The 26,550-nt window shown below is 67.2% G+C and carries 25 protein-coding genes; 12 read left to right on the plus strand and 13 right to left on the minus strand.

Features of this window, described 5'->3' with window-relative positions; all coding sequences use genetic code 11:
- Nucleotides 1-43 precede the first annotated feature (43 nt).
- The 3 genes from GTZ97_RS10555 (at nt 44) to GTZ97_RS10565 (ending at nt 3,416) form a co-directional block, all read left to right on the plus strand.
- Nucleotides 44-2,413 carry a hypothetical protein gene (locus GTZ97_RS10555; protein WP_161650598.1) on the plus strand — a complete coding sequence of 790 codons (2,370 nt, stop codon included), beginning with the start codon at nt 44-46 and terminating at the stop codon, nt 2,411-2,413.
- Nucleotides 2,410-2,997, plus strand: a complete 588-nt coding sequence (locus tag GTZ97_RS10560) for a hypothetical protein (protein ID WP_161650599.1) — start codon at nt 2,410-2,412, stop codon at nt 2,995-2,997. The genes GTZ97_RS10555 and GTZ97_RS10560 overlap by 4 nt, the downstream gene beginning before the upstream one ends.
- A gap of 77 nt (nt 2,998-3,074) precedes the next feature.
- Entirely contained in the window at nt 3,075-3,416 is a 342-nt protein-coding gene (locus GTZ97_RS10565; protein WP_161650600.1) for a hypothetical protein, read from the plus strand.
- Between the two features lie 30 nt (nt 3,417-3,446).
- Here GTZ97_RS10565 and GTZ97_RS10570 read toward each other — a convergent pair whose 3' ends face one another.
- The 10 genes from GTZ97_RS10570 to GTZ97_RS10615 all read right to left on the minus strand — a co-directional run bounded on the left by GTZ97_RS10570 (nt 3,447) and on the right by GTZ97_RS10615 (nt 14,443).
- Nucleotides 3,447-4,292 (minus strand): carbon-nitrogen hydrolase family protein, encoded by an 846-nt coding sequence (locus tag GTZ97_RS10570; RefSeq protein WP_161650601.1) that lies wholly within the window; start codon nt 4,290-4,292, stop codon nt 3,447-3,449.
- A gap of 28 nt (nt 4,293-4,320) precedes the next feature.
- The gene (locus GTZ97_RS10575) at nt 4,321-4,980 is read right to left on the minus strand and encodes an energy transducer TonB (RefSeq protein WP_161650602.1); all 660 of its coding nucleotides are present in this window, start codon (nt 4,978-4,980) and stop codon (nt 4,321-4,323) included.
- Between the two features lie 4 nt (nt 4,981-4,984).
- Nucleotides 4,985-8,893: a pilus assembly protein gene (locus GTZ97_RS10580; RefSeq protein ID WP_161650603.1), complete on the minus strand. Its 3,909-nt coding sequence runs from the start codon at nt 8,891-8,893 to the stop codon at nt 4,985-4,987.
- Entirely contained in the window at nt 8,890-9,558 is a 669-nt protein-coding gene (locus tag GTZ97_RS10585) for a pilus assembly PilX family protein (RefSeq protein WP_161650604.1), read from the minus strand. The genes GTZ97_RS10580 and GTZ97_RS10585 overlap by 4 nt, the downstream gene beginning before the upstream one ends.
- Nucleotides 9,555-10,784: a PilW family protein gene (locus tag GTZ97_RS10590; RefSeq protein ID WP_161650763.1), complete on the minus strand. Its 1,230-nt coding sequence runs from the start codon at nt 10,782-10,784 to the stop codon at nt 9,555-9,557. The genes GTZ97_RS10585 and GTZ97_RS10590 overlap by 4 nt, the downstream gene beginning before the upstream one ends.
- Nucleotides 10,785-10,794: 10 nt before the next feature.
- Nucleotides 10,795-11,211 (minus strand): type IV pilus modification PilV family protein, encoded by a 417-nt coding sequence (locus tag GTZ97_RS10595; RefSeq protein ID WP_161650605.1) that lies wholly within the window; start codon nt 11,209-11,211, stop codon nt 10,795-10,797.
- Complete coding sequence (locus GTZ97_RS10600; protein ID WP_161650606.1) at nt 11,211-11,864, minus strand: pilus assembly FimT family protein; 654 nt, start codon at nt 11,862-11,864, stop codon at nt 11,211-11,213. The genes GTZ97_RS10595 and GTZ97_RS10600 overlap by 1 nt, the downstream gene beginning before the upstream one ends.
- A 9-nt stretch (nt 11,865-11,873) precedes the next feature.
- Nucleotides 11,874-12,368 (minus strand): type IV pilin protein, encoded by a 495-nt coding sequence (locus GTZ97_RS10605; protein ID WP_161650607.1) that lies wholly within the window; start codon nt 12,366-12,368, stop codon nt 11,874-11,876.
- A 205-nt stretch (nt 12,369-12,573) separates the two neighbouring features.
- Nucleotides 12,574-13,446: a sulfurtransferase gene (locus GTZ97_RS10610; protein ID WP_161650608.1), complete on the minus strand. Its 873-nt coding sequence runs from the start codon at nt 13,444-13,446 to the stop codon at nt 12,574-12,576.
- Between the two features lie 19 nt (nt 13,447-13,465).
- Nucleotides 13,466-14,443 carry a tetratricopeptide repeat protein gene (locus GTZ97_RS10615; RefSeq protein WP_161650609.1) on the minus strand — a complete coding sequence of 326 codons (978 nt, stop codon included), beginning with the start codon at nt 14,441-14,443 and terminating at the stop codon, nt 13,466-13,468.
- 90 nt (nt 14,444-14,533) lie between these two features.
- On the opposite strand from GTZ97_RS10615, the gene purE reads away from it, so the two are divergent.
- The 4 genes from purE (at nt 14,534) to GTZ97_RS10635 (ending at nt 18,712) form a co-directional block, all read left to right on the plus strand.
- Nucleotides 14,534-15,043: a 5-(carboxyamino)imidazole ribonucleotide mutase gene (gene purE / locus GTZ97_RS10620; protein ID WP_161650764.1), complete on the plus strand. Its 510-nt coding sequence runs from the start codon at nt 14,534-14,536 to the stop codon at nt 15,041-15,043.
- Nucleotides 15,044-15,059: 16 nt separating this feature from the next.
- Nucleotides 15,060-16,253, plus strand: a complete 1,194-nt coding sequence (locus GTZ97_RS10625) for a 5-(carboxyamino)imidazole ribonucleotide synthase (RefSeq protein ID WP_330863590.1) — start codon at nt 15,060-15,062, stop codon at nt 16,251-16,253.
- Nucleotides 16,254-16,279: 26 nt separating this feature from the next.
- Nucleotides 16,280-17,326, plus strand: a complete 1,047-nt coding sequence (locus GTZ97_RS10630; protein ID WP_407926741.1) for an L-threonylcarbamoyladenylate synthase — start codon at nt 16,280-16,282, stop codon at nt 17,324-17,326.
- Between the two features lie 147 nt (nt 17,327-17,473).
- Entirely contained in the window at nt 17,474-18,712 is a 1,239-nt protein-coding gene (locus GTZ97_RS10635; RefSeq protein WP_161650611.1) for an SGNH/GDSL hydrolase family protein, read from the plus strand.
- Here GTZ97_RS10635 and GTZ97_RS10640 read toward each other — a convergent pair.
- A complete protein-coding gene (locus tag GTZ97_RS10640; RefSeq protein ID WP_161650612.1) occupies nt 18,703-20,229 on the minus strand; it encodes a D-alanyl-D-alanine carboxypeptidase/D-alanyl-D-alanine-endopeptidase in 1,527 nt (508 codons plus the stop codon). The genes GTZ97_RS10635 and GTZ97_RS10640 overlap by 10 nt on opposite strands.
- A gap of 74 nt (nt 20,230-20,303) precedes the next feature.
- Here GTZ97_RS10640 and tsaB point away from each other — a divergent pair, with 74 nt between their 5' ends.
- From tsaB to GTZ97_RS10655, 3 genes are read left to right on the plus strand one after another with little or no spacing between them, the layout of a single operon-like run.
- A complete protein-coding gene (tsaB, locus tag GTZ97_RS10645; protein WP_161650613.1) occupies nt 20,304-21,077 on the plus strand; it encodes a tRNA (adenosine(37)-N6)-threonylcarbamoyltransferase complex dimerization subunit type 1 TsaB in 774 nt (257 codons plus the stop codon).
- 43 nt (nt 21,078-21,120) lie between these two features.
- Nucleotides 21,121-21,588, plus strand: a complete 468-nt coding sequence (gene rimI / locus GTZ97_RS10650) for a ribosomal protein S18-alanine N-acetyltransferase (protein ID WP_236651143.1) — start codon at nt 21,121-21,123, stop codon at nt 21,586-21,588.
- Nucleotides 21,575-22,414 (plus strand): uracil-DNA glycosylase, encoded by an 840-nt coding sequence (locus GTZ97_RS10655; protein WP_161650615.1) that lies wholly within the window; start codon nt 21,575-21,577, stop codon nt 22,412-22,414. The genes rimI and GTZ97_RS10655 overlap by 14 nt, the downstream gene beginning before the upstream one ends.
- A gap of 7 nt (nt 22,415-22,421) precedes the next feature.
- Here GTZ97_RS10655 and GTZ97_RS10660 read toward each other — a convergent pair whose 3' ends face one another.
- Nucleotides 22,422-23,645 (minus strand): magnesium transporter CorA family protein, encoded by a 1,224-nt coding sequence (locus GTZ97_RS10660; RefSeq protein WP_330863591.1) that lies wholly within the window; start codon nt 23,643-23,645, stop codon nt 22,422-22,424.
- A gap of 11 nt (nt 23,646-23,656) precedes the next feature.
- The gene (gene hemB / locus GTZ97_RS10665) at nt 23,657-24,661 is read right to left on the minus strand and encodes a porphobilinogen synthase (RefSeq protein ID WP_161650616.1); all 1,005 of its coding nucleotides are present in this window, start codon (nt 24,659-24,661) and stop codon (nt 23,657-23,659) included.
- Between the two features lie 252 nt (nt 24,662-24,913).
- Here hemB and GTZ97_RS10670 point away from each other — a divergent pair, with 252 nt between their 5' ends.
- Both GTZ97_RS10670 and GTZ97_RS10675 read left to right on the plus strand, forming a co-directional pair.
- A complete protein-coding gene (locus GTZ97_RS10670) occupies nt 24,914-25,360 on the plus strand; it encodes a CopD family protein (protein WP_161650617.1) in 447 nt (148 codons plus the stop codon).
- A 16-nt stretch (nt 25,361-25,376) separates the two neighbouring features.
- Nucleotides 25,377-26,549, plus strand: coding sequence for a VanZ family protein (locus tag GTZ97_RS10675; protein ID WP_161650618.1), 1,173 nt, complete (start codon nt 25,377-25,379; stop codon nt 26,547-26,549).
- Nucleotide 26,550: the final 1 nt, after the last annotated feature.

Genomic DNA, 26,550 nt, shown 5'->3' on the forward strand with positions numbered 1-26,550 from the left:
ATGATGGCGCCGTCGTGAACCCATCATTTCAACGGAGACAGCCATGGTCCATGTGCCCTCAGCCACACCGCGCTCGCGCGCCCGCGGTGTGCGCCCCGCCCGAGTGACGCGCCCGGCCGTGCGTGCCGCCTCTGCCGCCGCGCTGGCCTGTCTGACCGGGGCCGCGCTGGCCGCCCCTGCGTTTCCCGATCAGGACGTGGTGTGTGGTTTCAACGCCCAGCGCGAGCAGCAGCGGCTGGCCTCCGCGCAGCAGTTTGCGCAGCCCGTGGTGCAGCAGATGATGGTCAACGGCGCGCTGGTGTGGCAGGCCGGCGGCACGCAGGGGCGCCCCACCCTGCGCCCGGGCGACCTGGTGGTGCTCAAGGGCAGGGGCTTTGGCGCTGGTACCGACATCGACTTCAGCAAGATCATGATCGGCAACAGCCGCGTGCTGGAGACGGACTTGACCATGTACGAGCAGAAGCTCGACATCCTCAGCAGCGCGAACTACGAAACCGGCAAGGTGCGTTTTCAGTGGCCCAAGGACATCGTGAGCTGGCGCGATGATGAGGTGGCGTTCCGCGTGCCTTCTCACGCGAGCAAGGGGCCATTGAAGCTGCAGGTGCAAAAGCGCGTGGGCCATCTGGAGTCGCTGAAGAAGCCCGGGCAGCCGCACAAGGTGATCGATGCCCAGCGCAACCGCCTGACCTCCGGTGGCGATCCGAACTGCGACGTGGTGTCGGTGTTGAGCGACGAGGTCAAGGGCATCGTGCCGATCGATGTGGCGGTCGACAACCCCAGTTTCGCGCAGATGGTGCGCCTGGGGCGGCAGGTGTTCTGGTCCTATGACTACGGCCTCGGTGTGGCGCACAAGTTCAAGAACCTTGACTGGGAGAAGATCTTTGCGGGCAAGACGACCGATCCCTACACCCGTCAGAAGGCCAACCCCTACACCGCCTTCGGGGCCATCCCGGCGGTGCGTGGCCAGGTACCGGACGAGGCCATCGACGATGTGTTCTTCGACCCCTATCCGCAAGAAAGCCCCATCCCCGGCTTCCTGCTGGTCGACAAGCAGCTGACCAAGGGCAACACGACGAACACGGGCTGGGTGGGCTACCGCAACGCCGAGTCGTCTCATCCGCTGCTGGGCCGCGGCAAGTGGGCGGGCTTCAACTGTGCCTCGTGCCATGGTTACCAGATCAGTTACCAGAAGGGGGGCAGCACGATCACCAAGGTCTTCCCTGGCCTGCCGAACCCCTTGTGGACACAGCGCTGGACGGTACTGGGCGACAAGCTGGGCGAGACGACCGCCACCTTTTCCTACATTGAAGGGCTGGAGCCGGGGCCGAGCTTCGACAAGGCGAAGAAGCAGGTGGACAAGACGCCGCTGCTCTACCTGATGCCCGCAGGTGCCACCGAGGCCACGCTGACGCGCACCGCCGGCGAAGGCAGCCTGTACGACAACGATTACATCTACTCGCCCATGACGATCCCGAACGTGACGAACCACCTGCCGATCCGGCGGGCTTTGTCGCACACGGAGTCGTATGTCGGCTTCGAGGGCTCGTATGTGCACGCGCAGGAGCCCGAGGGCGCGATGGGCGCCATGGACCCGACTTCGCTGAAGGCGCTGACGGCTTACATGTCGGTGCTGGATCAGGATGACGATGACCTGCGCCACATCGGCATGTACCGCTGGCTGAAGTCCAACCAGAAGCTGGAGCAGACGGGCAACGCAGGCACGAGTGAAGGCGCCTTCGTGCAGCAGGGCTGGCAGGCTTACCCGTCGGTGGTGGCAGCCGTGAACCGCGGCAAGGCCGTGTTCGGTCAGGCATGCGCCTCGTGTCACACCGACCAGGTTGGCGCGCACACGAACGAGAAGATGATCCGCCTGGACGAGGTGGGGCGTTTCTTTGCGCCGACTGACTTCCAATACAAGCAGCAGTCCATCCGGGTGACTTACCTGCGCAACCTGTACTGGGTCAGCTCGCGTGGCTTGTTGTCCGATGGCCATGTGCGCAATCTGGAAGACCTGGTGCATCCCGACCGCTGCAACGAGCACTCGGCGATGTACAAGCAGTACTACACGTTGCACGCGCCGGTGCGCCCCGCGCCGGGCACGGCCGACCAGCCCACGCCGGCCCCCGACCTCAATCGCAAGGGTGATGTCTTCCGCGTGTACAAGGCCAAGAAGAAGCACCTGCTGGACACCACGGCGGATGCGCGCAACCGCTTTGTGGAGCGCCACAAGTACTTCGTGACCGTGCCCTGGGATCAGAATCACTACTACTGGGACTTCCAGAAGATGCGGCGTGAGTTCGGTCCGGAAATTGGCGCGCCCGGCCCGATCGGCATGCCTGCGACGCCCCACCCCTGGTGCGCGCGCTCGGCCGGCGAGGTGTCTGATCTGGTGCAGTACCTGCTGACGCTGTGAGCGCCACAGAGCCCGTGCGGCTGCGCGGCCGGCGCGCTGGGATGTTCATCGCGGCGCTGTGTCTGGGGGGGGCGGTGCTCTTCTGGCTGCTTGCGCGTCCGGCGCCCGAGCCGGCCGAGGCCTCGCCGCCCATGGCCGGAGCGCCGCCCGGTGCGGCTATTCGGCCAGCAGACGACGCAGCGCTTGCATCGTCTGGTGTGATGGACGATGCCTCTGCCCCGACCGCGGCTGCGCTGGCATTGGTGGCGCAGCGGGGCGCATCGGCCGGGCGGGCGCCGGCGCAGGCCGTTGCGGCCGATGCGCTCGTGCGTTCGCCTCAGGATGCGGCGTCAACCGGCGCGGCCCCGGTGGTGGTGGGCCAGCGTGTTCGGGTGGTGGGCGAGTTCGCCGAGCGTGTGCAGGGTGAGGCGGGCGTGACCGTGATCGTGCTGGCCACCGAGACGGGCGGCGGCCTGCATCTGGTGTGGTCGCCGGCCCATGTCGCCGCCCTGGACGGCCTGCGCGGGGGGCAACGGGTAGAGGCCGATTGCCTGGTCCAGGGCGAGGTGCTCGGACGCTGGGTTTTGGCTGATTGTCGCGCCTGAGTGGCGAGCCAACCGCGCTGGTCAAGATGCGCGGCGCACGGCCGATAATCCAGTCACCACCACGCTTGCCCACTGCCATGCGCCATGCCGTCCGTGATCCCGAGGGCCAGATCGTCAGCCTGCACCGCGAGCCGGTGCAGGGCAGCGAGCCGCTCGCGCTGGATCACCCTGACGTGCAGGCCTTTCTGCGCGACGATGCGAGCCGTGGCTTCGCCGAGCTGGACGCCGATCTGGTGCGGGTGCTGGAGGACCTGATTGACGCACTGATCCGGCTCAACGTGTTGCGCATCACCGACCTGCCGCTGGAAGCTCAGAACAAGCTGTTCGCGCGCAAGCACTTTCGCGACAGCATGCAGTCGCACGCGCTCAAGCTGTTCGAAGCCGACGAAGCGCCCCCGCCGTCTGGCGCACCACGCTGAGCGGCGGACGCTGTGCTCCGCTCGGGGAGCTCAAAGTACCCGGTGTTGCAGCGCTGGCAGCTGGCGGCGGATGGCGGTTTGACGACCATGGTCGAGCTCGGCCAGCACCACGCCGCCGCCTTCGTCGCGCTTGACCGCCAGCACCTCGCCCCAGGGCCCCACGGCCATGCTGTGGCCGAACGTGCGCCGCCCGCTGGCGTGCAGGCCGCCTTGCGCAGGCGCGAGCACGTGGCAGAGGTTCTCGACGGCCCGTGCGCGAAGCAGCAACTCCCAGTGGGCCTGGCCTGTGGTGTCGGTGAAAGCCGCTGGCAGCACGATGAGGTCGAGCGGCTGCGTGCGCCCCAGCGCCCGGAACAGCTCCGGAAAACGCAGGTCGTAGCACACGCCCAGCCCGATGCGCCAGTTGCGGCCGTCGCGCGCGGGCAGATCGAATGCCACGAGCTCGTGGCCGGCCAGCAGCACGGCCGCTTCATCGTAGCGACGTTGGCCGTCCTCGAAGCAGAACAGGTGAATTTTGTCGTAACGGGCCATGCGCCGCCCATCGGGCCCGTAGACCAGCGTGGTGTTGAACACCCGCTCTGCATCCGGCGTGCGGATCGGCAGGGTGCCAGCGACGAGCCAGATGCCGTGCTCGCGTGCGGTCTCGGCCAGGATGTGCTGCATTGGCGTGCTGGCCGTGCCCGCCACATCGGCGTCTGCCAGCGGCTCGGCGATGGCGAGCTTGTCCTGGTCACTCAAACCCATCAGGCAGAAGTACTCGGGCAGGGCCACCAGTTCGGCCCCGGCCGCTGCCGCCTCGGCGATCCACGCCCGCGCCGCCTCGAAGTTGGCGTGCACGTCTGGTGTGGAGACCATCTGGATGGCGGCGACTTTCATGGGCTTCCCCCGTGCGATCGTGATGCACTCATGATCGCGGAAGTCCAAGGGGCGGTGCAAGCGCCGCTGCGGGCTCGTCGGGCAATGGTGGCGCCGCCGCATCACCCGACGCGCTGGCATCGAACCGGACCTCCACCACGATGCGCGCCCGCACCGGTACGCCATCGCGTTCACCAGGCCGGAAGCGGGCCTGCTGAAACGCGAGCCGAGCCGCGATCGCCATCGGTGGCGGAAGGTCTTGCGTCAGCGTCTCGACCCGCGTGACCACACCGTGCTCGTCGATGTACAGCGCCAGCTCACCGGTGTGGTTGCCCGCGGCCTCAAGCTGTGGAGGGTAGTCGATGACGATGGGATCCAGGGGCTGAGGGCCCGTGGTCAGCAGCGTGCGGGGCAGGTAGGGGCGTTGCCTGCCTGGCCCGACTTGCTCACGCTGGACGTCTGTGTTGTCGATTTGGGCGATCGACGTGGTCGTTACCGATTCGGTGAGAACAACGTTGCGTACCACCCAGGCGCGTGCTTGCGGCCGTTGTTCCTCTGAAGAAAGCCGGTGCGTCCCTGGGGACGGCCACCGGGTCGATGCGGCAGTAACGGTCTCGCTTGACAGCCATTCGAAAGCCAGACCATGCCCAGCGGCAACTGCCAGCCAGGCGCACAGCAGCTTCCAGCCTGGGCCGGCTTTCTTCGTCATACGTTCACCGGGTGCCTGGGAGCAGCTCCCGCCAAGTCACGCGGCGCGTACCTCCTGCCCCGGAGCCCGATTTGAGGCGCCCGGGGATGATGTTGAAGTTGCCTCCATCATCCACGCCGATCTGTTCTACCGATGTGCCGTCGGCAGAGGGTATATCGGTTAAGCCCACAATCGCATTCTCGAAGCGCCAGCCGTCGAGCTGGTCATCGGCGCGGCTCGGTGCAACGCCTCCTGATGCAATGTTCAATCTGTACACCCAAGAGTAGCCGGAGCTCGAGCAGACGTCCGAGTTTGGAACCACAGTGGCCAGTGTCAAGGTGTTGAAGGTCACCGTCATGTCGACGAACACGCGCTCGCCAGCATCCGGCAGGTCGATGTACCAACCCGCAACAGTACTGGAACTCCAGTTCACGGTGTTATTCGAAACCTGTCGAGTTTGTCCGCTCGCCTCGGTCTGAAATGTTTGCTCGATCATCTGAGCCCTGGGGTTGCCCCAACCGGAACTCCCCAAGGGATCACGGATCCCGTATACGCTTTGCCGACTTGTGGTGTCAGAGACGTCTGACACCCCGATAAAACGACCGGTTCCGATCATGACGACCGCGTGGCGACTGCCTGAGTACAAGATCTCTGCAAGCTCAGGGCGGGTGGTGATGGGTTGAGGCACATTGTTGGCCGACAGTTGTGCCAGCCGCAACGCTCGGTTGTCGGGGGTGCCAACCGAGGCCAGATCGCTCACATTGAACCGCCAGACATTGCCCCGCATGTCGCCCGCATAGAAGCGGACGGCGGTATTGTCCGTCGGTCGGTCTACCCACGCGTTCAGTTTGTTGAGCCCGCTTGGCGCAGATGACGTGCCTACTGCGGCTCCATTTACCAGCGTGGGGACCTTGTACATCAGCGCGCCGGTGTAGGCGTTCACCACGTAGAGGTAGCCGTTCCCGCTGTTGTTCAGTCCCGACGTGAACGCCACCACCCATGTGGATACCCCGTCTTGTCCGGGTATCTTGGTCACAACTGGGTTGCCGAAGCTCAGCCCCATGTCGGCGTCACTGAACTCCCACAGTGTTCTGGGTTCGGTCGGAGAGGTCACGTCAAGGGCGTAATACCCTCGACCACCTGCGCCAAAGCCGCCAACCAGGATCGTGCGCCAAATCGGGCTGCTGCCGTCGGTCCCGGGAATACTGATGTCCGCGGCCTCAGGCGTTCCGTTCACGAAAAAGCGGTGCCGGTTCGCATAATCCGAGTCGGCGAGCAGGTACAGATTGGACATGACCGCGCGCGGCACATATGCCCAGACTTCGCTGCCCGCTTCAGGGCAGGAGCTGTATTGCGGCAGGTTCGTCTTGTCTGAGAATGCATGCAGCATGCCGTCGTTGCCAGCGACGTAGACCATCGGACACCTGCTTGCCAGCGCTTGTGCGAACGCACTGTAGCCAGGGTCCTGATAGACGAATGGTGGTTTTCCTACGTACGTGGGCGACGCATCAACGAGACTGCCTAAAACAGATGCACGTTGCCGATACAGAGAGCCTTCGCTGGTGCGATCACCGCGAAGGAAGTTGACGAGATTTGCTCCGGAGGCAGCAGTTCGTTGCTGGCTGGTGAGTGCTGAGCACTGGGTCGGCTGCGGGGTGCGGGTGCAGAAGTTGTCGAAGTGTCCTCGCAGCGTGCCTGCATCGGCGTCCGAGCTGATGTTTTCGTAAGTAAACAGGCCCAGCGAGGCCGTTGACCCTCCGGAGACCGTCCCGACGCGGCGCTGGTAATAGATGGTGCGATTGCCATATGGTCTGGCATCAAGCTGGCCCGCCGCCGACCATGCCACATTGGTGAAGGTCAAGGTATTGTTCGTGCCCCTGGTGACGGTGAATGCCTCCAACTCCCCATCCCAGTTGCGGGTCCGGTAGGACGTCTTGAAAATTCGGTCGGTTCCTTCAATCGGACGGAATGAGCTGCTGGCTGCCGCCGCCCCCGCACCGTTACGAGCGTTGATGTCTGAGAGGGCGTCGACAAGCGAGCTTGTAAGGTCGTTCGCATTGTTGGCCGAGAAGTAGCGCCCGTGACCGTTGACAGCAGCGTGCCAGAGGTCGTCAATCTTGGCGGGGTGGTCGGTGGCATCCAGGGGCGGCGCGGGCCAAGGGCGCGTGCCGGCCTTGATCGCGGCGAAATCGCCCGTGGTCTGGGTCAAATAATTGCGGTCATAACGCAGCAGGCCGGACAGGCCCAGACCCAGCGTGTAGGTGGTCATGTGCTGGTGCCGCGCCGGATCGGATGCTGAGGACGGCACGCTGTTCGGCATGTTGGGCCGCAAGTCTGTCTGGTAGTAATACGACGCCACATCGGCGAGCGTATTGCGCTGGCCTCCGCCCCCGTCGCTGCTCACCACCGTGATGCTGGACGTGGCCGGGACGCTGCCTTCGCACTGATTCGATCCAACGGAAAAAACGGTCCAGGCTGAGGTGGTTTCGCCGCTGGCAAATGTGCTGCTTACCGTTCGCCGCTCCACGACAGCCCGATACGAGTAACTGAAATTCAGGAAGCCGCACCGCCCCAGCGTTTCATAGCGGGTACGTTGTTCAACGCGGCGGTAGTCGGCCGTGCTGTCGTATTGGGGAAGGGGCGTGCGCGTCGGGTTGCCGTCCTGGTTGCCGATCGTGCTGGTCCGATCAAGTTGTGTCGGCAAGGTGTTGTCATTCCAGTAGCCATCGGTTGTCAACAACGTGTAGTTTCGCTGACACGCATGCTGGACGGGATCGGTCTGACCCGGAATCACGCCGCCGTAGTACTGCCCAGCCTTCGCCAGGGCCCGGCGCAAGGGGGTGCCGCCCTGAATGTGGGCGCCATACAGATTGCTGAAAAACACCAGGCGCTGGGCGTCGTTGTATTCGGCAATGTTGGCAAACAGGCCCAATGTTGGCGTGACAGTGCTGTTGAAGTCGGTGCCGTTGTTCAGTGAACTGAATCCCACGCGATAGCTGCTGTCAAGGCTCGCCATGGCGCGGCCGGCCGCCGAACGCATCATCAAGATGCGGCGACGGTAGTAGCTGTACCAGTTGGCGTAGTGCCCGCGTGAGGAGCTGGCCAGGCTGCTCACGTTCACGCGTGCGAACACACCTGAGCCAGGAGCGCTGTTCACGGAACTACGACATTCACTGTTGAACGTGTTGCCGCTGGTCAACGTGCCATCGGCGTTGTATGCCCAACTCATTGCCGGCTGCGAGCCGGTGTAGCGATAGTAGTAGGAGGCGTCGGGTGCCGAGCCGCCGGATGAAGACGTCAGGTCTTCTGTCAGCGGCTTGCCGATGATCCAGCCGCTGACGCTGCCGGTGTAGGCGGACGAGAAGCTGAATGCCACGGACAGCGTACGGGTGTTGGTCCCTGCCCCCGTGATGCTCATGACGCGGCCAACCATCCAGTGCGTCTTGTCAGCAGATTTGCGCACCACCACGGTGTCCCCGACTGCAAATGGCGTCGCTGAACTCGATACGCCTGTTGCAATCACCGTTTGCGTCAAACCTGCTTCGGGCACCACTGTGTTCAGCGTGCTGCTTACCGAGTATGTCGTGTCAAACGACGGGATGAATCCGTCAGACCAAGCGGCGGTTGCCGACATGGCCGGGTAGCTCCGCCCGTCTGGCGTGACGGGCAACGGGTAGTCGTTGGCGGGGTTGTATGCCGCGCCGTTGCATTGCGCGCTGCGATAGCCGTACTGACTGGAGCTACCCATCTCCTCAGGCATATAGCCGAAGTTCATGGAGCCAGAGTTGTCAAGCACGAACATCAGGTTGGGCTTGACTGATACCTGATTGGTGATCAACGGCGTATTGCTGATGTCCGTGGAGGCTTGGCCGGCGGAGGCCAGCAGGGTCAACACGGCCGGAAACAGGTGCAAGCTCAGACGACGTGGGGTCATGATGTCTTCTCCGGGATCTGTACGATGGTCTCGGTGAACGTGGTCGTGTCGCGCGCGCCCTTTGAGCGGACGATGATGCGGTAGAGCAGACCTCCGCCTGAAGGAGCCAATCTATCGGACGATCGGTAGTGCACCGCACCCCTGGCCGAGGCCTCGCCCGCCGTGATAGACACTGGGTTGGCGCAGTGATTGCCTGCCGCAGATTTGTCGCCGGTGGTTGCGCACAGCCGGGTGATGAAATACCGTACGGCGGTATTGCCTTGCACCGAACCCGGGGTCACGCAGCGTTCCGCCGGGGTGTTCGGCACCGTCGCGCAGTTGGCCAATGTGGCCTGGTCGAAGTCCCAGTCAATCAGGATGCGGTTGACCACGTCGCTGCGCTGTCCAAGCGGATCCAGTTCAGCGGTTGCCGATGCCAGATAGCCGGACGCGACCTGGTCTGCTTCGAGCGTTGCCTTGTCGGCGTTCGCCAGCCACTCGATGGCCGCCTGTGTCGCTTGGTCCGCCTGCGCGGTGGTCTCCTGTTTAAAACCGATGTTGCCCAACACCAGCGTACCGGTGTCCACCGAGCGCACCAGCGCCACAGCTGCGATTGACAGTGCGACCAAGCCCAGCAGGGCAAAGATCAGGGCCAGTCCGCGCTGGCCTTTCCGTGATGACATCATGGTCTCCAGAGGTGATTGCGCAGCGGCACGACCGTGTCGAACACCTTGTAGCGATAGTTCTGCCATTCGGGCGGGGCGGGCGGTGTGTTTTCTCCTTCTTCGCCACCCTCTTCCTCAGACGCTGCCGGCAGTTCCCCCAGGGATACGGTCAGGCAGCGGCGGTCTGAGTCATACGCGCATGGGGCGGCGCCTTGTACCTGCAAGGCGCTCTCGCCCAGATCAATGACGGGTTGGGCGGTCGTCACCGGCTGTTTGGTGACCGGGTCAAGTCGCTCACGCTGAGCACTCCGCGTGATCACCACCAGCTTGAGCGTCTTGACGCGTCCCCAATCTCCCGCGGAGTTTGGGGCAGTGCTGGTGTAAGTGTCGACCACGTTGTCTTCCGGCATGCTCGTATCCATGCCATACAGTGCGAGCAGGCGCACCACGCCCGGCGTCATCACTGCCCACGCATCCCATGCCCCGGTGGCGCCCATTCGACGCATCTCGAGAGCGTTGTTGTTGACGCGATATTCACGAAGGTCGGGAAGCTGACCGAGGTTGATCAGTGTGGAGTTGACCTTGTAGGCTGGCGTGCCCGTGGGCATCCAGGCGCGCCCCGCTGCACCTTGCTGGTTGGCTGCCGTATCGGGGGTCCAGCCGCCGGTAATCACAGGCACCCGCGTGCTTGTCAGCGTGTTGGAGCCTGCCGAGTTGGCCTGCATGAGCGCACACCAATTGTCGGCATCCCAGGCGTCAGGCGCGACGAGCAGCAGATCGCCTGCCACGACGCCGAGCGACGAAGGTACGACAAACGATGTTTCGCCGGCGCTGTACTGGTTCTGCACCCGGACGGGCACTGCGAAGGCCGCCTTTCCGCTCGAAAGTGTGCGGATGGTGGCATTGCCGTTGGCATCCGTGCCGATCAGTACGGGCGCCAATGTCAGGTCCAGCGCCTGACCATCCGGTTGAACGGCCCGGATGGGACACCCCAGGTCCGCGGCCTTGCTGATGAGTCCATAGCCGGCTGCTTGCAGATCGCGACTCAACAGGTAAACAGCGCTTGCCCCGTTGATCTGGGCGTCGGTGCCTTGGGTGGTGGTGCGCTGTTGAGCATCCGCGTTGATCATGACTTGGGCAATGATCAGCGTGGTAATGAGGCCCAGCGCAAGGCCGACCATCAGTTCGACCAGTGTGAAGCCGCGCTGTTGGCCCAAGGACGGCGAATGGGTGTGGTGGTGTGCCATGTCGACCTCGTCAGGCTGGTGTGATCAGCGTGGTGGTCGTGTAGGTGCGCTGTTCTCCACCTTGGCCGTGCTGCCACTGCACAGTGACTGTCACGTTGGCGCCATTGACGGCGATGGTGCCCACCCCATTGGGTAATTGGGAGGCGACCTTGTCGCGCCAGGCCTGGCATGGGGCGTGAGCCGAGCATACGGCGCCGTTGTAGAAGCTGAGGTTGGTGGCCTCGCTCCACATGCGCGCCGTGATCTCGTTGGCCAGGAAGCTGGCTTCCGCTCGCAACTGCGCCTCGGTCTGGGCGCGCGTCATGCTGCTTTGGAGTCCGACCAACGCCAGCACGCCAAAGCTGAATATGAGAATGCTGACCAGGACTTCGATCAGCATGGCGCCGGCTTGGTGACGGCGCGCGCGAAAACCAGGCGGGCGGGTCATCAGTCGTCTCCTTCGTTGTTGTTCTGGACAGCGTTGATCACCGCTGGGCATGCACGGGGATCCCCCGCATCGGTCACGGTGGTGTCGCATAGCCGGATGCCGCCACTGGCGTCAACATCAACTTGCAGAGGCCGGTCACCGGCCTGGGCGGCGGTGTAGGCAATCGCGATGCGGCGCAAGTTCTCGGCCGCGGTGGCTCGTTGCACCGCCCGGCCCAAGCCGTCAAACGTGATGCTGGTGGCGGCGGTGGAGCCATCGGCTTGCAGTCCGCGCACGCCGGCGCCTGTCCCACCGTCCCCAAGAATGCGGGTGGTCACGATCATCGGGGCCACGGTGCTGGAGGGGGGGGTGCCGCAGAATCCGGCCGGATCGTTGCGACTGACCACCCAGCCGTTGCCGGTGCTGGACAGCGCGCAGTTGTTGTTCATGGCCGTGGCGGTGTTGTTGCTGACCAGCCAGAAGGTGACCTCGACGTTGCGTCGCACTGCTTCGTTGCGGGCCGCTTGTATGCCGTTGAGCACGGACTCGCCCTGATTGCGCAGTCTGGCGCTGCGCAGCCATTCACTCATGCTGGGCGCGGCGGCCATCAGCAGCAGCGCCAGCACGGCCAGTGTTACAGCGATCTCGACGAGGGAAACGCCACGGGTCCGCATGCCGGCCTCTCAGTTGCAGGCCGACGTTGACTTGCTGGCCCAGCAGGTCACGTTGTTCACGGCGGTACCGGCGAAGACGGTGGTCGCGCGCGCGCCGTCCTGATTGATCGTGTAGGTGTAGCCGTTGGTGTTGCCGCCACTGCCCGTGGCCGTCAGGATGTAGGCTTGGCCGTTGTCGCTCGGTACGCAGCTGTAAGTGAAGAACTGTGTCGCGCCGCCGAGCTCGGCTGCCGTCAGCTCTTCGGCTGCGGCCCCGCGACACGTGTTGGCCGCCGCCCCCTCCGTATACCGCCGGTTGTCCTGGTAGTACTGCTCCATGCGGATGCGGTAATTCGCCAGGTTGGTGAATGCCTCCTGAAGCTGGCCGCGGCGGATGTAGTCGGTGTACGCGGGGTAGGCGACGGACGCCAGGATGGCCACGATGGCCACCACGATCATCACCTCGATGAGGGTGAAACCGCGGGCCCACGCGCGGGCGGCCCGTTCAAAACTGTTGCAGTGCATGCAGCGCTCCCGTGAGTGCACGACTTCATGATTGACTCGCCTGGGAATTTTTTTGATGCACGGCGCGAGGTAATCGGCCGATGAGCGTGATGATCGTCACGCTTTGCGGGGCCTGCCAGCAGGGTTGGCCCTGGGGTCCCGCGTCTGCGGGGGCAAGCCTGACCGCTCGTCCGCGCTCGGCGACCGTTCGGGGCTCAGGGTGTCTTCAGCGCGCCACGGGGCAACCCGGATCGGCACACCAGGCGCTCCACGAACCGGCGTACAACCGCGTCAGGGGCCAGCCCGCGTGCGCCATGGCGAGCAGGTTGTGGCAGGCGGTCACCCCCGAGCCACATTGGTGGACGATGGCCTCGGCCGGGCGTCCGGCCAGCAGCGCCTCGAACTCGGCGCGCAGCTGTGCGGCGGGTTTGAAGCGGCCCTCAGCCAGATTGAGCTGGAAGAAGCGGTTGGTGGCGCCAGGGATGTGGCCGCCCACCGGGTCCAGGGTTTCGTTTTCGCCGCGGAAGCGGTCGGGGCTGCGGGCGTCCAGCAGCATCTGGCCGCCGGCAGGGCCCAGGTCGGGCAGCAGCGCGCGCACGTCATCGGTGTCGAGCACCAGGGTGGCGTCGGGCGTCACGCGCAAGGCGCTGCCAGGCCGCGGCGCGGGCGCCTGGGCTTCGACCGCACCACCGGCCTGCAGCCAGGCCGACCAGCCGCCATCCAGCACCTGAACCTGGGTGTGGCCCGCCCAGTGCAGCAGCCACCACAGCCGAGCCGCGAATGGTCCGCCCGCGTCGTCGTACGCGACCACCCGGGTATGGGGCTCCACGCCCCAGCGGCGCAGTGTGGTCTGCCAGACCGTCGGCTCAGGCAGGGGGTGGCGCCCGTTGCGGCCGCTTTTCGGGCCGGACAGGTCGTCATCCAGATGCGCGTAGACGGCACCCGGCACGTGCCCCGCCGTGTACTGCGCACGGCCGGCCGCCGGGTCGGCCAAAGCAAACCGGCAATCCACCACCAGCCAGTCCTGGGTGGCGGAGGCAGCCAGCGCCTCGCGCAGTGCCTGGGCCTGGATCAACGGGGGCAGGGAGGGGCTGATCATGGGCGCACGCTGGCAAGGTTCAGAACAGCGCCATGCTGAGCTTGCGGCGGTACTGCTCGATCACCGGGTCGGCCGGCGCGGTTTCCATCTTGCCGGCGATCTCGAGCTTGGGCTTGCCGTCTGCGGCCGCCGCGCCTGGCGCGGGCTTGCCGGCGGTCGGCTTGGGGGCGGGCTTGCCCATCACTTCCAGGATGGCGATGTAGGTCTTGCGCGCCAGCTCGTCGTTCCAGGTCTTGTCGCGCATGATGATCTCGAGCAGTTCGTCCATGGCCTGGGTGAACTCGCCTGCGGCGAAGAACAGTTGCGCCAGCGCGTAGCGGGCGGCGAAGTCACGCTTGTTGGCCGCGATGGCCTCGGCCAACTCAGCCGGCGAGCGACCGGCGCGTGCAGTGGCCAGCGCCTCGATGTAGCGGCCAAAGGCCACCACGCGCTGCTCCGGCACGGGGCCGCTGCCCCGGCTGGCGATGGGTGCGTAGATGGCCTGCGCTTCTTCCAGCGCGCCTTCTGCCAGCAGCAGCTTGATCAGGTCGTAGCGGGCTTCGTCGTTGCCTGGGTCCTTGGCCAGCGCGTCCTGCAGAAGGGCAAAGGCGGTGTTCGGGTCCCCCTCGGCCAGGGCCTGCTCGGCATCCACCGTCTCGGCCTCGGATGCCAGCTCGCCTTCGCCGGCCACATGCTGATCCAGGAAGCCGCGGATCTTGTCGGCCGGCAGGGCGCCCACAAAACCGTCGATGGGCTGGCCGCCCTTGAACAGCACGCAAAACGGGATCGAGCGCACGCCGAACATCTGCGAGAGCTGCTGCGCGATCTCGGGGTACTGATCGGCGTTGACCTTGGCCAGGATGAACCGGCCGGCGTACTCGGCCTCGAGCTGCTCGAGCACCGGGCCCAGGGCCTTGCAGGGGCCGCACCACTCGGCCCAGATGTCCAGCAGCACCGGCACCTGGGTGGAGGCAGCAATCAGGTCGGATTCGAAGTTTTCGTAAGTGATGTCGATCATGGTGGGCCGGGACTGCGGGGGCAGCGCCTAAAATTCCGGGTTTGAAGCACCAAGGAGCATGCCGTGAGTGACACGACGGGCGGAAACAGGATGAAAGCGGGCGTGAAGGTCGGGGTCGTGATGGGTTCCAGCAGCGACTGGGACGTCATGCGCCATGCCGCTGACATTCTGACCGAGTTTGGCGTGCCCTTCGAGGCGCAGGTCGTCTCCGCCCACCGCATGCCCGACGACATGTTCCGTTACGCCGAGGCCGCCGCTGACCGCGGCCTGGTGGCCATCATCGCCGGCGCAGGCGGCGCCGCCCACCTGCCGGGCATGCTGGCGGCCAAGACCACGGTGCCGGTGTTGGGGGTGCCCGTGCCCTCGCGCCATTTGCAAGGGGTCGATTCACTGCACTCCATCGTGCAGATGCCCAAGGGCATCCCCGTGGCTACCTTCGCCATCGGCACGGCCGGCGCGGGCAACGCGGCGCTGTTTGCGGTTGCCATGCTGGCCGGCCAGGATCCGGCGCTGCGCGCCAAGCTGGACGCCTTCCGCGCCCGGCAGACCGAAGTCGCCCGCGCGATGACGAACGACCTGACCATGGAGCCCAAGGCCTGAGGCCGGGTGCAGTGACGTGAGCTCCAATCCTGACCAACGTGACGTGATCCTGCCTGGCGCCACCCTGGGCGTGATGGGCGGTGGGCAACTGGGCCGCATGTTCGTGCACGCCGCTCAAGCCATGGGCTATCGCACGGCCGTGCTCGATGCCGATCCGGACAGCCCCGCGGGCTGCGTGTCGCATGCCCACATCCGCACCGGCTACCTGGATGAAGCCGGCCTGGCCGAGCTGGCCCGCGTGAGTGCGGCCGTGACCACCGAGTTCGAGAACGTGCCGGCCGCCGCGCTCGAGCAGCTGGCCGCCAGCCGCCCCGTGGCGCCCGCGGGCAGTGCGGTGGCTGTCTGCCAGGACCGTGCCCGCGAAAAAGCCCACTTTGTGGGCTGCGGCGTGGATTGCGCGCCCCACGCCCTGATCGAGACACCGGCCCAGCTGGCCGCCGTCACCGACGAGCTGCTGCCCGGCATCCTCAAGACGGCCCGCCTGGGCTACGACGGCAAGGGCCAAATCCGCGTCAAGACGCGCGCCGAGCTGGAAGCGGCCTGGGCCGAGCTCCAGCACGTGGCTTGCGTGCTCGAGAAGATGCTGCCGCTGGCCTATGAGGTCAGCGTCATCGTGGCGCGCGGCCGCGACGGGCAGGTCGTGCATTTCCCGCTGCAGCAGAACCTGCACCGCGATGGCATCCTGGCCGTCACCCAGGTGCCGGCGCCCAATGTGACCGAGGCCGTGTCGCAACAGGCTTACGAGGCCGCGCACCGGATTGCCGCGTCGCTCGATTACGTGGGTGTGCTGTGCGTCGAGTTCTTCGTGCTGACCGATGGCCGCATCGTGGCCAACGAGATGGCCCCGCGCCCGCACAACAGCGGCCACCACACGATTGATGCGTGCGACGTGTCGCAGTTCGAGTTACAGGTGCGCGCCATGACCGGCCTGCCGCTGGTCGAGCCGGTGCTGCACAGCCCCTGCGTGATGCTCAACCTGCTGGGCGACCTGTGGTTCCCGCTCCAGGCTGGCGTGCGCGCCGCCGCGCAGCGTGAGCCGGACTGGGCCGCCGTGCTGGCGCTGTCAGGCACGCACTTGCATCTGTACGGCAAGACCGAGGCCCGTGTGGGCCGCAAGATGGGCCACCTCACCATCACCGGCGCCACGCCTGCGGCCGCCCGAGAAACGGCGTTGAAGGCGGCCGCCATTCTGGGCATCTCGCCCTTTTGAGGCCCCGGCCACCCGCTGACATGCGCCTGCTCGACCCCGCCACCCAAGCCGACGCCATCGAATTGGCTGCGCAGCGCCTCGCCGAAGGCGGGCTGCTGGCCCTGCCCACCGAGACCGTCTACGGCCTGGGTGCGAGGGCCGATGACGATGCGGCCGTGGCGCGCATTTTTGCCGCCAAGGGGCGCCCGGCCGATCACCCCTTGATCGTGCATGTGGCCAACCGCCACGCCGCGCTGCATTTCGTCTCGGCTTTCCCGCCGGTGGCGCAACGGCTGGTCGAGGCCTTCTGGCCCGGGCCGCTGACCGTCATCGTGCCGCGCGAGCCGACCACGGCGGCCGCCGCAGCGGGCGGGCAGGACACCATCGGCCTGCGTTGCCCCAGCCACCCGGTGGCCTTGCGGCTGCTGGAAGCCTGCGCCGAACGCGGTGTCCTGGGCGTGGCCGCGCCGAGCGCCAACCGCTTCGGGCGCATCAGCCCCACCCGCTCGGCGCATGTGGTCGACGAGTTTGCGCAAGCTGGCCCGGGCCTCGATGAGGTCTGGGTGCTAGAAGGCGGCGTCTGCGACGTGGGCATCGAGTCCACCATCGTCGACTGCTCGCGCGGGCATCCGGTGCTGTTGCGCCCCGGTCGCCTGACGCTGGCTGAGATCGAGGCCGTTGCGGGTGAGCCCGTGCAATGGTCGCGCCCCGAGGCGCCCGACCCGGCCGCACCGCGTGCGTCGGGCACGCTGGTGGCCCATTACGCCCCGCGTGCCAAGGTGCGCCTGATGGGCGAAAGCGACCTCCACGAGGCGCTGGACGCGCTGGAGCCGCAACTGTCTGGCGCGCGCCAGCCGCAGGTTCAGTGGGTGGTGGCGGTGTACTCGCGCAGCCTGTGGGCCCATCGCGCGCCGCACCCCGGCGTGCTGCACCGCGCCATGCCGGGCGACGCCGCCACCGCGGCCCACGACCTGTTTGCCGACCTGCGCGAGATGGATGCCCACGGCGTGGGCGACATCTGGGTGGAGCTGCCGCCAGCCGATCCGGCGTGGGACGGCGTGCGCGACCGGCTGATGCGCGCGGCGGCGGCCTGAGCGGGCTGGCGCTCGGCCTCGCATGCCTCGTGGGGCAGGGCATGGGGCTTGCGGACAGGGCGGGTGGCGACTCGTGGCAGACTCACGGGCTGGCAAGTCGGTCCATCGCGGCCGCTTGCGCGAGATTCGATCGACCCCGGAGCCCTCATGCTGCCCTCTTTTCCTGCTGTTTCCCGCCTGACCCTGCGTCGACTGGGCCTGACCGCGCTGGCCGCGGCCACGCTGGCGCTCAGCGCCTGTGGCGGCGGCGACCGCGCCTCGGATTACCGACCGGATGCCATTTTGGTGTTCGGTGACGAGCACAGTGCGCTGACGACTTACGAGGTGGGGGCGCAGTCGCTGACTGGCGCCACCTGGGCGATCGATGGCGTGGTCGTCACCAACAGCCGCATCTGCGCGGCCGGTGCGGATTGCGCGGTCGAGGCCAACGCCTTGCCCGAGACGGTGACTTTCACGGCACCGGATACCCCGGACTGGACTTACGCCGCTCTGGGAGGGGCTGAGGCGCCTCGCTCTTTTGTGCTCACGCAGCTTGGTACGGCAGGTGCAGCAGGGGGGGGCGTCGCCCAAGGTGCTGCCGTACAGCGCCGGCTTGTATTGACCTACGCCTGCACCAGCAACAACTGGGTGCAGCGCGTGGCGCGTTCGTTCGGGCTGGGGTTCCGAGACGCGACAGGGTGTGAGACGGATGGCACTGGCGGGCAGAACTTTGCGTCGCCTGGTAAAAAGGGGCAGGATGTCATCACCGATCTCAACAGCCAGGCTGCGCTCATCAAGAAGGGCGTGCTGGTGACCGTGATGGTGGGGCAGCATGACATCCTGGAGCAGTACGCGCTCGTCATGGCCGCGGACCCTGCCAACCGGTCCGCCGTGTTGGGCAGCGCCAAGTCCGTTCTGGAAGCCCGCGGGCGGGCGTTGGCCGGAGCAGTGAAGGCGGTCACCGACAAGGGTGCGAAGGTCATTCTGGTCAAGACGCCCAACCTCAGCCGGTCACCGTTTGCGATCGCGGAGGATTCCCAGGCGATTCTGGATGAGCTCAGCACCGCTTTCAACGATGCGCTCTACATCAACCCGGAGATCAGTCGTCTGGGACGCATGATCGCCGGGGTGGACACGGACCGCATCGCCAAGATCACGACCAGTGATTCGGGGTACATCAACGGCCAGGCGGCATGCGCGAGCAACCTGTTGTTCAACGCGGCCGTGGCCGCACCGCATCCCCTGATCAGCGACATCGACCAGCGGCCGCGCTATTGCCACGCCCTGACCCTCAGGAGTGGCGTGAATCCCAACCGGTATGTCTGGGCAACTGACCGCCATCTCGGTACGGGCGCGCACGAGTTCATCGGCTCGCTGGCCGTGAACCGGGCGTCTGATCAGTTCTGACTGGCTGCGGCTTGCGCCGTCCGTGAGGGCGGTGCATCATTGCGAACCCACTCCAGCACGGCATTAAGCCATGCCCGTGCTTGGCTGGCTTGCGGGTGGTCGACCACGGCCACGACCACATAACGTTGGCCTGACTGGCCCAGCACATAGCCCGCCACGCCCATCACGCCGTCCAGCGAGCCTGTCTTGATGTGGGCGTGGCCTGCCGCGCCTGTCCAGCGGCGCGTCGTTCCGTCCACGGAGGTGATCGGCAGCGAGGCCACGAAGTCGGGCATCTGGGGGCTGCGCCACAGACGCGCCAGCCAGGCGCCCAGGCAGCGGGCCGAGCTGCCCTCGGTGCGTGACAGGCCTGATCCGTTGTCCACGGCCAGGTTGCCCGCGTCACACTCGCCGCTGGGCAGCGCCCGTTGCACGGACTGCTCCAGATGGGCGCGTGCCGTGAACAGCGTGGTGCCGGGCTGCTGGGGAAGGGTCAACAGCAGCTGGCGAGCCATGACGTTGTTGCTGAACTTGTTGATGTCCCGCACGGTTTGCGCCAGCGGCGGCGAGGTCTGGCCGCGCCACACTGCCACGTTGGCAGGCCAGACGCCCTCGCGCAGACGGCCGCGCCAGCTGCCGCCGAGTTGCTGCCAGGTGGCGCGCAGCAGCCGCTCGGCGTGGTCGCCGGGCCCATCACCCTGCCACAACAGCGGCCAGGTCAGCTCGCCGCAGGCCGGCGACAGCGTGCCTTGCACGCGCACCTCCCACTCACGCAGTGGCGCGGTGGCGTCGCCCGCACGAGGGGGGCGCTCGGTGAGGGGCGCCACATGGAGTGTCAGCCCGGCGCGGCCTGCCTGGCAGGCCGTGCCTGCCGCGTTCAGACTCAGCCTGAGCCGAACGCCCGCCAGGGCGGGCTCGATGCTGCCTTCCCAGTCGCCGCTGGCGCCGGGCCTCAAGATCACCGTCGTCGCTTGCTGGTTCAGCAGCAGTGGATCGGGCCCTGCGTTGTATGGGCGAAGCCCTTGACCGTCGAACGCCCCGGGATCGTGCTCGGGACGGACAAAGGCGGAGCGGTCCACCACGATGTCGCCATCGATGTGGGTCAGGCCTGCCTGTCGCCACTGCGTCATCAGCCACTGGAGCCGCTCGATCACCAGGCCAGGGTCGCCGCCCGTGCGCAGATACAGCGGGCCGTTGAGCCGCCCGTCGGCCGTCAGCGCTGCACCAAGGCCTGTCTCGGCCCGCCAGGTGTAGGCGGGGCCCAGTTGCTGCAGTGCGGCGCCCGTCGTGAACAGCTTCATCAACGACGCCATGCGCCGCAGCCGGTCCGCTTCATGCGCGACCCGTGGGGGGCCACCGTCTGCGGGCGCCACCCAGACCGAAACGGCGTCAACCGGCACGCGGGCCTGTTGCAGGGGCTCGCGCCACGCCGCCGGCCAAGCCTGTGCGTGTGCGGCCAGGCCATGTGCGCCCAGCAGCAGCGCGCAAGTCAGCGCGGGCAGTCGGCAACGGGGGAGAGCGAAAGATGGGCGGCTCACCTTCTCATCGTAAGCCAGTGCGGTGACGTCGACGACCCACTTGGCGTGCGTGGCCGGCGGCTACACTCCCGGCCATGTCTGTTGCGCCCCCGTCTGCACCACTGCTGGTCATTGACACCGCCACCGAGCAGCTTCACCTGGCCCTTGTGTCGGGTGCGGACTGCCTCGCGCAGACTCTGCCCGGCGGGGCGCAGGCTTCGGCCACGCTGCTGCCGGCGCTGGAGGCGCTGCTCGCACACGCGGGCTGCCGCTGGCAGGATGTGGCGGCCATCGCCTGCGGCGTGGGACCAGGCGCCTTCACCGGCCTGCGCACGGCCTGCGCGGTGGCGCAGGGGCTGGCGCTGGGCCTGGGCTGTCCGGCCATCCCCATTGACACCTTGATGGCTGTGGCCGAGGATGCGCGACAGCGCCGGGCCGCTGGCACGACGGCTGCTGACACGCTGGCCGATGGCACGCTGGTGTGGGTGTTGCAGGATGCGCGCATGGGTGAGCTGTATGCCGCCTCTTACCGCTGGCAGGCCGGCGGTTGGCAGGCGGTGGATGCGCCCGCCTTGTGGCCCAAGGACGAGCCCGCCCGACGCTGGGCGGGGGCACCGGTTGGCAGCGTGGCCCTGGTGGGCAATGCCCTGGCCGTCTACGCAGAGGCGTGGGCGGCCTGGCTGCCCGCGCTGGGCGGGTGGCAAGACGCGGCCGCCCAGCCCGCGGGCGCCGCGCTGGCCGCGCTGGCCCGGCAGGCCTGGCTGTCCGGACAGGCCACGGACCCGGCTTTGCTGCTGCCGCGTTACGTGCGCGACAAGGTTGCCCAGACCACCGAAGAGCGCATGCAGGCGCGCCAGGCGGGGGGCTGACATGGGCGCCGCTGCATCCGGGTTGCGCTGGGTCGACCGTCCCATGACCGACGCCGACATTGCCGAGGTGGTCGAGATGGAGCAGGGCGCCTGTGCGCACCCCATTCAGGCCTGGACGGCCGACAACTACCGCTCGTCGCTGCGCGCGGGCTACTGGGCCCGTGTGCGCTGCGAGCCCGAGGGGGGGCGCATCGTGGCCGTGTGCGTGGTGATGGACGGGGTGGACGAGGCCCACCTCCTGAATGTGGCGGTTCACCGCGACTGGCACGGTCGCGGTCTGGCGCGCGCGCTGCTGCAGATTCTGGCCGAGCGCTGCGCCGACCGGGCGGCCCAGCAGGTCTGGCTGGAGGTGCGTCCGAGCAATCAGCGCGCGCGCGCCTTGTACGAGCGCATGGGCTACGAGGCGGTGGGCATCCGCAAAGCCTACTATCCGGCGCCGCAGGGGCGCGAGGATGCGGTTGTCATGCGCCTGTGGCTTCGACCCGAGGAGAACACGCATGCGCTGGACTGAGCGGCAGCAGGCGATGCTGCGCGAGATGGGTGTGGGCTTCTTCTGGCCCGACTCGCCCTCTGGCGAGGTGGCGGATGCCCCTGCGCCGGCTCAGGCCGTTTCGGCCAGTGCGATCACATCGACCTTGTCGGCCACCCCGCCAGCCACGCCGGCGGGCGCACCGCGTCCCACTGCGGCGAGGGCCCCCGCGCCGGTTGCGGCCGCCGTGGCGGTCGCCGAGGTGTTGCCCCAGCGGCCCGACGTGGCCGGGCTGGATTGGGTCGCCTTGCGCGAGGCCGTGCAGGCTTGCCGCGCCTGTGGGCTGTGCAGCCAGCGCCAGCAGGCCGTCTTCGGTGTGGGCCACCCGCAGGCCCAGTGGATGATCGTCGGCGAAGCACCCGGCGAGCAAGAAGACCGTCAGGGCGAGCCGTTCGTGGGGCGCGCGGGTCAGTTGCTCGACCGCATGCTGCACGCCGTCGGCTTGACCCGGCAGGATGCCGGTGCCGAGCAGCAGGTCTACATCGCCAACGTCATCAAGTGCCGCCCGCCGGCCAACCGCAACCCGCAGCCCGATGAAGTGGCCCAGTGTGCGCCTTACCTGGCGCGCCAGATGGCGCTGGTGCAACCGCGCATCGTGCTGGCCATGGGCCGCTTTGCGGCGCAGACCGTGCTGCGCACCGGTGATCCGATCGGGCGTCTGCGGGGGCGCGTGCACCGGCTCGACAGTGGCGTGCCGGTGGTGGTGACCTATCACCCGGCCTACCTGCTGCGCAACCCGGCCGACAAGGCCCTGGTGTGGGACGACCTCTGCCTGGCGCGCGAGGTGCTGGCTCAACAGTCAGCCTGATCGTACGTCAGTCGCCGATGTAGCGGCGCCAGCGGAACAACCACACGAGCCCGATCACCACCACGGCCATGGCGCCCGCGGCCAGCCAGAAACCGCCCTGCTCGTGGATGAGTGGCATGACGTCGAAGTTCATGCCGAAAACGCCCGTGATGAGGTTCAATGGCAGGAAGATGGCGGTCAGCACCGTCAGCGTGCGCATGATCTGGTTGGTGCGGCTGCCCAGCGCCGAGAAGTGCATCTGCACCGCGCTTTCGGCCGAGGTTTCGAGGCGGCGCACATGGGCCAGCACGCGCTCGATGTGTTCCTGCACATCGCGCGAGCGCACGCGCAGCACCTCGCGTTCCCGCGCGCCTTGCGGGTCGGCTGGCACGGGCCAGTCGGCCAGCGCGTCGATCCATTCCTGCACCGCACTGCGCTGGTCTTCGCAGATGTCTTCCAGCAAGTGCAACGTGTTGCGCGAATCAAGCAGGGCCTGCCAGTGGCGGAATTGCTGGCGGTTGCTCAGCAGTTCCTGCTGGAGGTAGCCGAACTGCCGGGTCAGCAGACGGCGCAGGTCCAGATAGCTGTCCACCATGTGGTTGACGATGCGCAGCATCAGGTCGGCCGGGCTGGGTGGCAGCCGGTTGGTGCTGCCCCGGCTGTCGTGGCGCCAGCCGATGCTGCCATCGCCCTGAGCGTCATCGCCATGCAGCGGCGGCAGCGGTGCATCGCCATCGGCGTCGAGCGAGCGCTCAGCGTCTGATGCGCCTGCCAGCCCCGCCGCGCCGGCCGGACGCACTGGCGGGATCAGGGCGGCCAGCCGTGATTCGAAGAAGTCGCGCACCGAGCAGTCCGCCGGATGCACGGTCAGCAGGACGCGGTCGAACAGGGCGAAGCCCACCGGGCTGGTGTCGATGGCGGCCATGGCCTGGCGCGCGCTGGAAGGCGTGCCATGCGCATCGTCGATGAACAGCCGCTCGGTGCCCGCCCCAGCAGCCAGCCGGCGAAACACCAGCAGGTCGTACCACGAGGTGTAGTCGAACTGCGAGGGCAGTTGCGGGTTCAGCAGGTCGGAGACGTGCAGGTCGACGAGGCTGCCGCCCGCCAGCCGCAGCAGTTCGCCCTGGATCTCGGCCAGCCGGACCTCGAAGACACGGCGGCTGGTTGTGACCCACAGAAAGCCCTGGGGGGGCAGGGCCTGCGGCCACGTCGCCAGCTCGGTGAAGCCGTCGTGGATGTGGAAGATGCGCACGCCGCCCCCGCTCAGGCCTGGCGCAGCAGCTCGGCCGCTTCCAGCGCGAAGTAGGTCAGCACGCCGTCGGCGCCCGCGCGCTTGAAGGCCAGCAGCGACTCCATCATCACGGCGTCATGGGCCAGCCAGCCGTTGGCGGCCGCGGCCTTGAGCATGGCGTACTCGCCGCTCACCTGGTAGGCGAAGGTCGGCACGTGGAAGGTGTCCTTCACGCGGCGGACGATGTCGAGGTAAGGCATGCCAGGCTTGACCATGACCATGTCGGCGCCTTCGGCAATGTCCATCCCGACCTCGCGCAGCGCCTCGTCGCTGTTGGCCGGGTCCATCTGGTAGACCTTCTTGTCGGCCTTGCCCAGGTTGGCGGCCGAGCCCACCGCGTCGCGGAAGGGGCCGTAGAAGGCGCTGGCGTACTTGGCGCTGTAGGCCATGATGCGGGTGTGCACGTGACCGGCCGCCTCGAGCGCCTCGCGGATGGCGCCGATGCGGCCGTCCATCATGTCGCTGGGCGCCACGATGTCCACGCCCGCGCGTGCCTGGGTCAGTGCCTGCTGGGTGAGCACGGCCACCGTCTCGTCATTCAGGATGTAGCCGGTGTCATCCAGCAGGCCGTCCTGGCCGTGCGAGGTGTAGGGGTCCAGTGCCACATCGGTCATGATCCCCAGCTCCGGGAAGCGGGCCTTGAGCGCCCGCACCGTGCGTGGCACCAGCCCATCGTCGTTCAGCGCTTCGCGGCCGTCGGGATGCTTGAGCGCGCCGTCGATCACCGGAAACAGCGCCATCACCGGCACGCCCAGCGTCACGCAGCGTTCGGCCGCTGCAAACAGGGCCGACTGCCCCAGGCGCGAGACGCCCGGCATCGAGGCCACAGGCTCGCTGCCTTCGGCCTGATCGAGGATGAAAACCGGGTAGATGAGGTCGGCAGCACCGAGTTGGTGCTCGCGCACCAGGCGCCGCGTGAATTCATCACGACGCAGACGGCGGGGTCGGTGCAGGGGGAAGCGTTGGGGGAAGGTCATGCGCGGAAAGCCCAGCGGGAATCTGTGAAGGAATGCAAAGCCGGCAAAAAAACCAACAGCTGCAGGGTTTTTTCGGACAGGTCAACTACACCGATTGGTGCATCCCCCCTATAATTGATCCTGAATGATACGCCGCAAGGCCTCATTCCCTGCTTTTCCTCCCTGAGCAGGTGCCTTACCGTGATGACAGCGTTAAGGCTTGCAAGCCCCGGCTCATGCCGGGGCTCTTTTTTTGCCCGCCATAATCTGCCCATGGACAACGCATACCTGTGGGTCAAGGCCCTGCACATCGTCTTTGTGGCCAGCTGGTTTGCCGGCCTGTTCTACCTGCCGCGCATCTACGTCAACCTGGCCATGGTGGCCGGCGACAGCCACGCCGAGCGCGAGCGCCTGCTGGTGATGGCGCGCAAGCTCTACCGCTTCAGCACCTTGTTGATGATCCCGGCCGTGGTGCTGGGCCTGGTGCTGTGGCTGCATTTTGGCGTGGGCAAGGGGCCGGGCCAGATCTGGCTGCACATCAAGGGCACGCTGGTCATCCTGGCCATTGGCTACCACCACTACTGCAAGCGCCTGCTGCGCGATTTCGAATCGCTGCACAACCGCCGCAGCCACCGCTGGTACCGCGTCTTCAACGAGGTGGCCGTGGTGCTGTTTGCAGCCATCGTCATCCTGGTGGTGCTCAAGCCCACGGTGGGCTGACGCGGGGCCCCGGAACATGGCCCGCCCGCGCAGTGCCGCCTGGCCGCTGAGCGGCGTGGCCGTGGCCCTGGTCGTTTACGCCACGCTGTATCCGCTCAGCGGCTGGCACTGGCCCGAAGGCCAGGTTTTCCGCTGGGCGTTGCCTCGGCTGGGGCACGAGGCCGCCAGCGACCTGGCCGGCAACATCCTCGGCTACGTGCCGCTGGGGCTCATCCTGTGTCTGGCGCACCTGCGCAGCGGCCGGCCTGCCTGGTGGGCGGCCTGCTTGACGCTGGCATCGGCCAGCGCGCTGTCGTACACGCTGGAGCTCATCCAGTACGCGGTGCCCTCGCGCATCCCGTCGCTGACCGACTGGGTGCTCAACAGCCTGGGCGCGGCCTGGGGCGTGCTGGCCGCCCTGACGCTGCATGCGCTGGGTGTGGTGGCCGCCTGGCACACCATGGTGCAGCGCTGGTTCGGCTCGCCCTCGGGCTGGGGGCCGGCGCTGCTGTGGATCTGGCCGCTCGGCCTGCTGTATCCGCCGCCCCTGCCGCTCGGACAGGGCCAGTTGCTGCCGCCCGTGCGCCTGTTGTGGCTCGAGTGGACGCAGGACGTGAGCTGGCAGGGCTGGTTGCTGCCCGACGACCCCATCCTGATCTGGAGCCGGGCGCACGCCTCCTGGCTGGCCCTGCCCTGGCCGGGTGTCTTCGAGGCCGCCGTGGTGGCGCTGGGCATGCTCGCGCCTTTGTGCGTGGTCTGCGCTCTGGTGCGCGCCGCGCCCATGCGGCTGGCCCTGATGGCCATGCTGGTGATGGCTGGCATGGGGGTCACGACCTTGTCGAGTGCGCTGAACTATGGCCCGCCGCAGGCGCTGAGCTGGGTCACGCTGCCCAGCAGCCAGGGCCTGCTCGTGGGGGCACTGGGTGGCGCGGTGCTGCTGCATCGCTCGCGCCTGACCTGCGCCTGGCTGGGCCTGCTCGTGCTGGCCGTGCTGGTCTGGCTCATCCACCAGGCGCCCACCGATCCCTATCAGGCCCAGGCCCTGCAGTCGTGGACGCAGGGGCGCTTCATCCGCTTTCACGGGCTGGCGCGCTGGGTGGGCCTGCTGTGGCCCTATGCCGCCATGCTCTGGCTGGCGGCGCACCTGGTGCGCCGCCGGGCCGATCTGCGAGAGGCCCCGCCGCGCGAGGGGCCCGATGCGCTCGCCTAGA

The sequence above is a fragment of the Aquabacterium fontiphilum genome, assembly GCF_009909205.1.
In the GTDB taxonomy this organism is placed as follows: Bacteria; Pseudomonadota; Gammaproteobacteria; order Burkholderiales; family Burkholderiaceae_C; genus Aquabacterium; species Aquabacterium fontiphilum.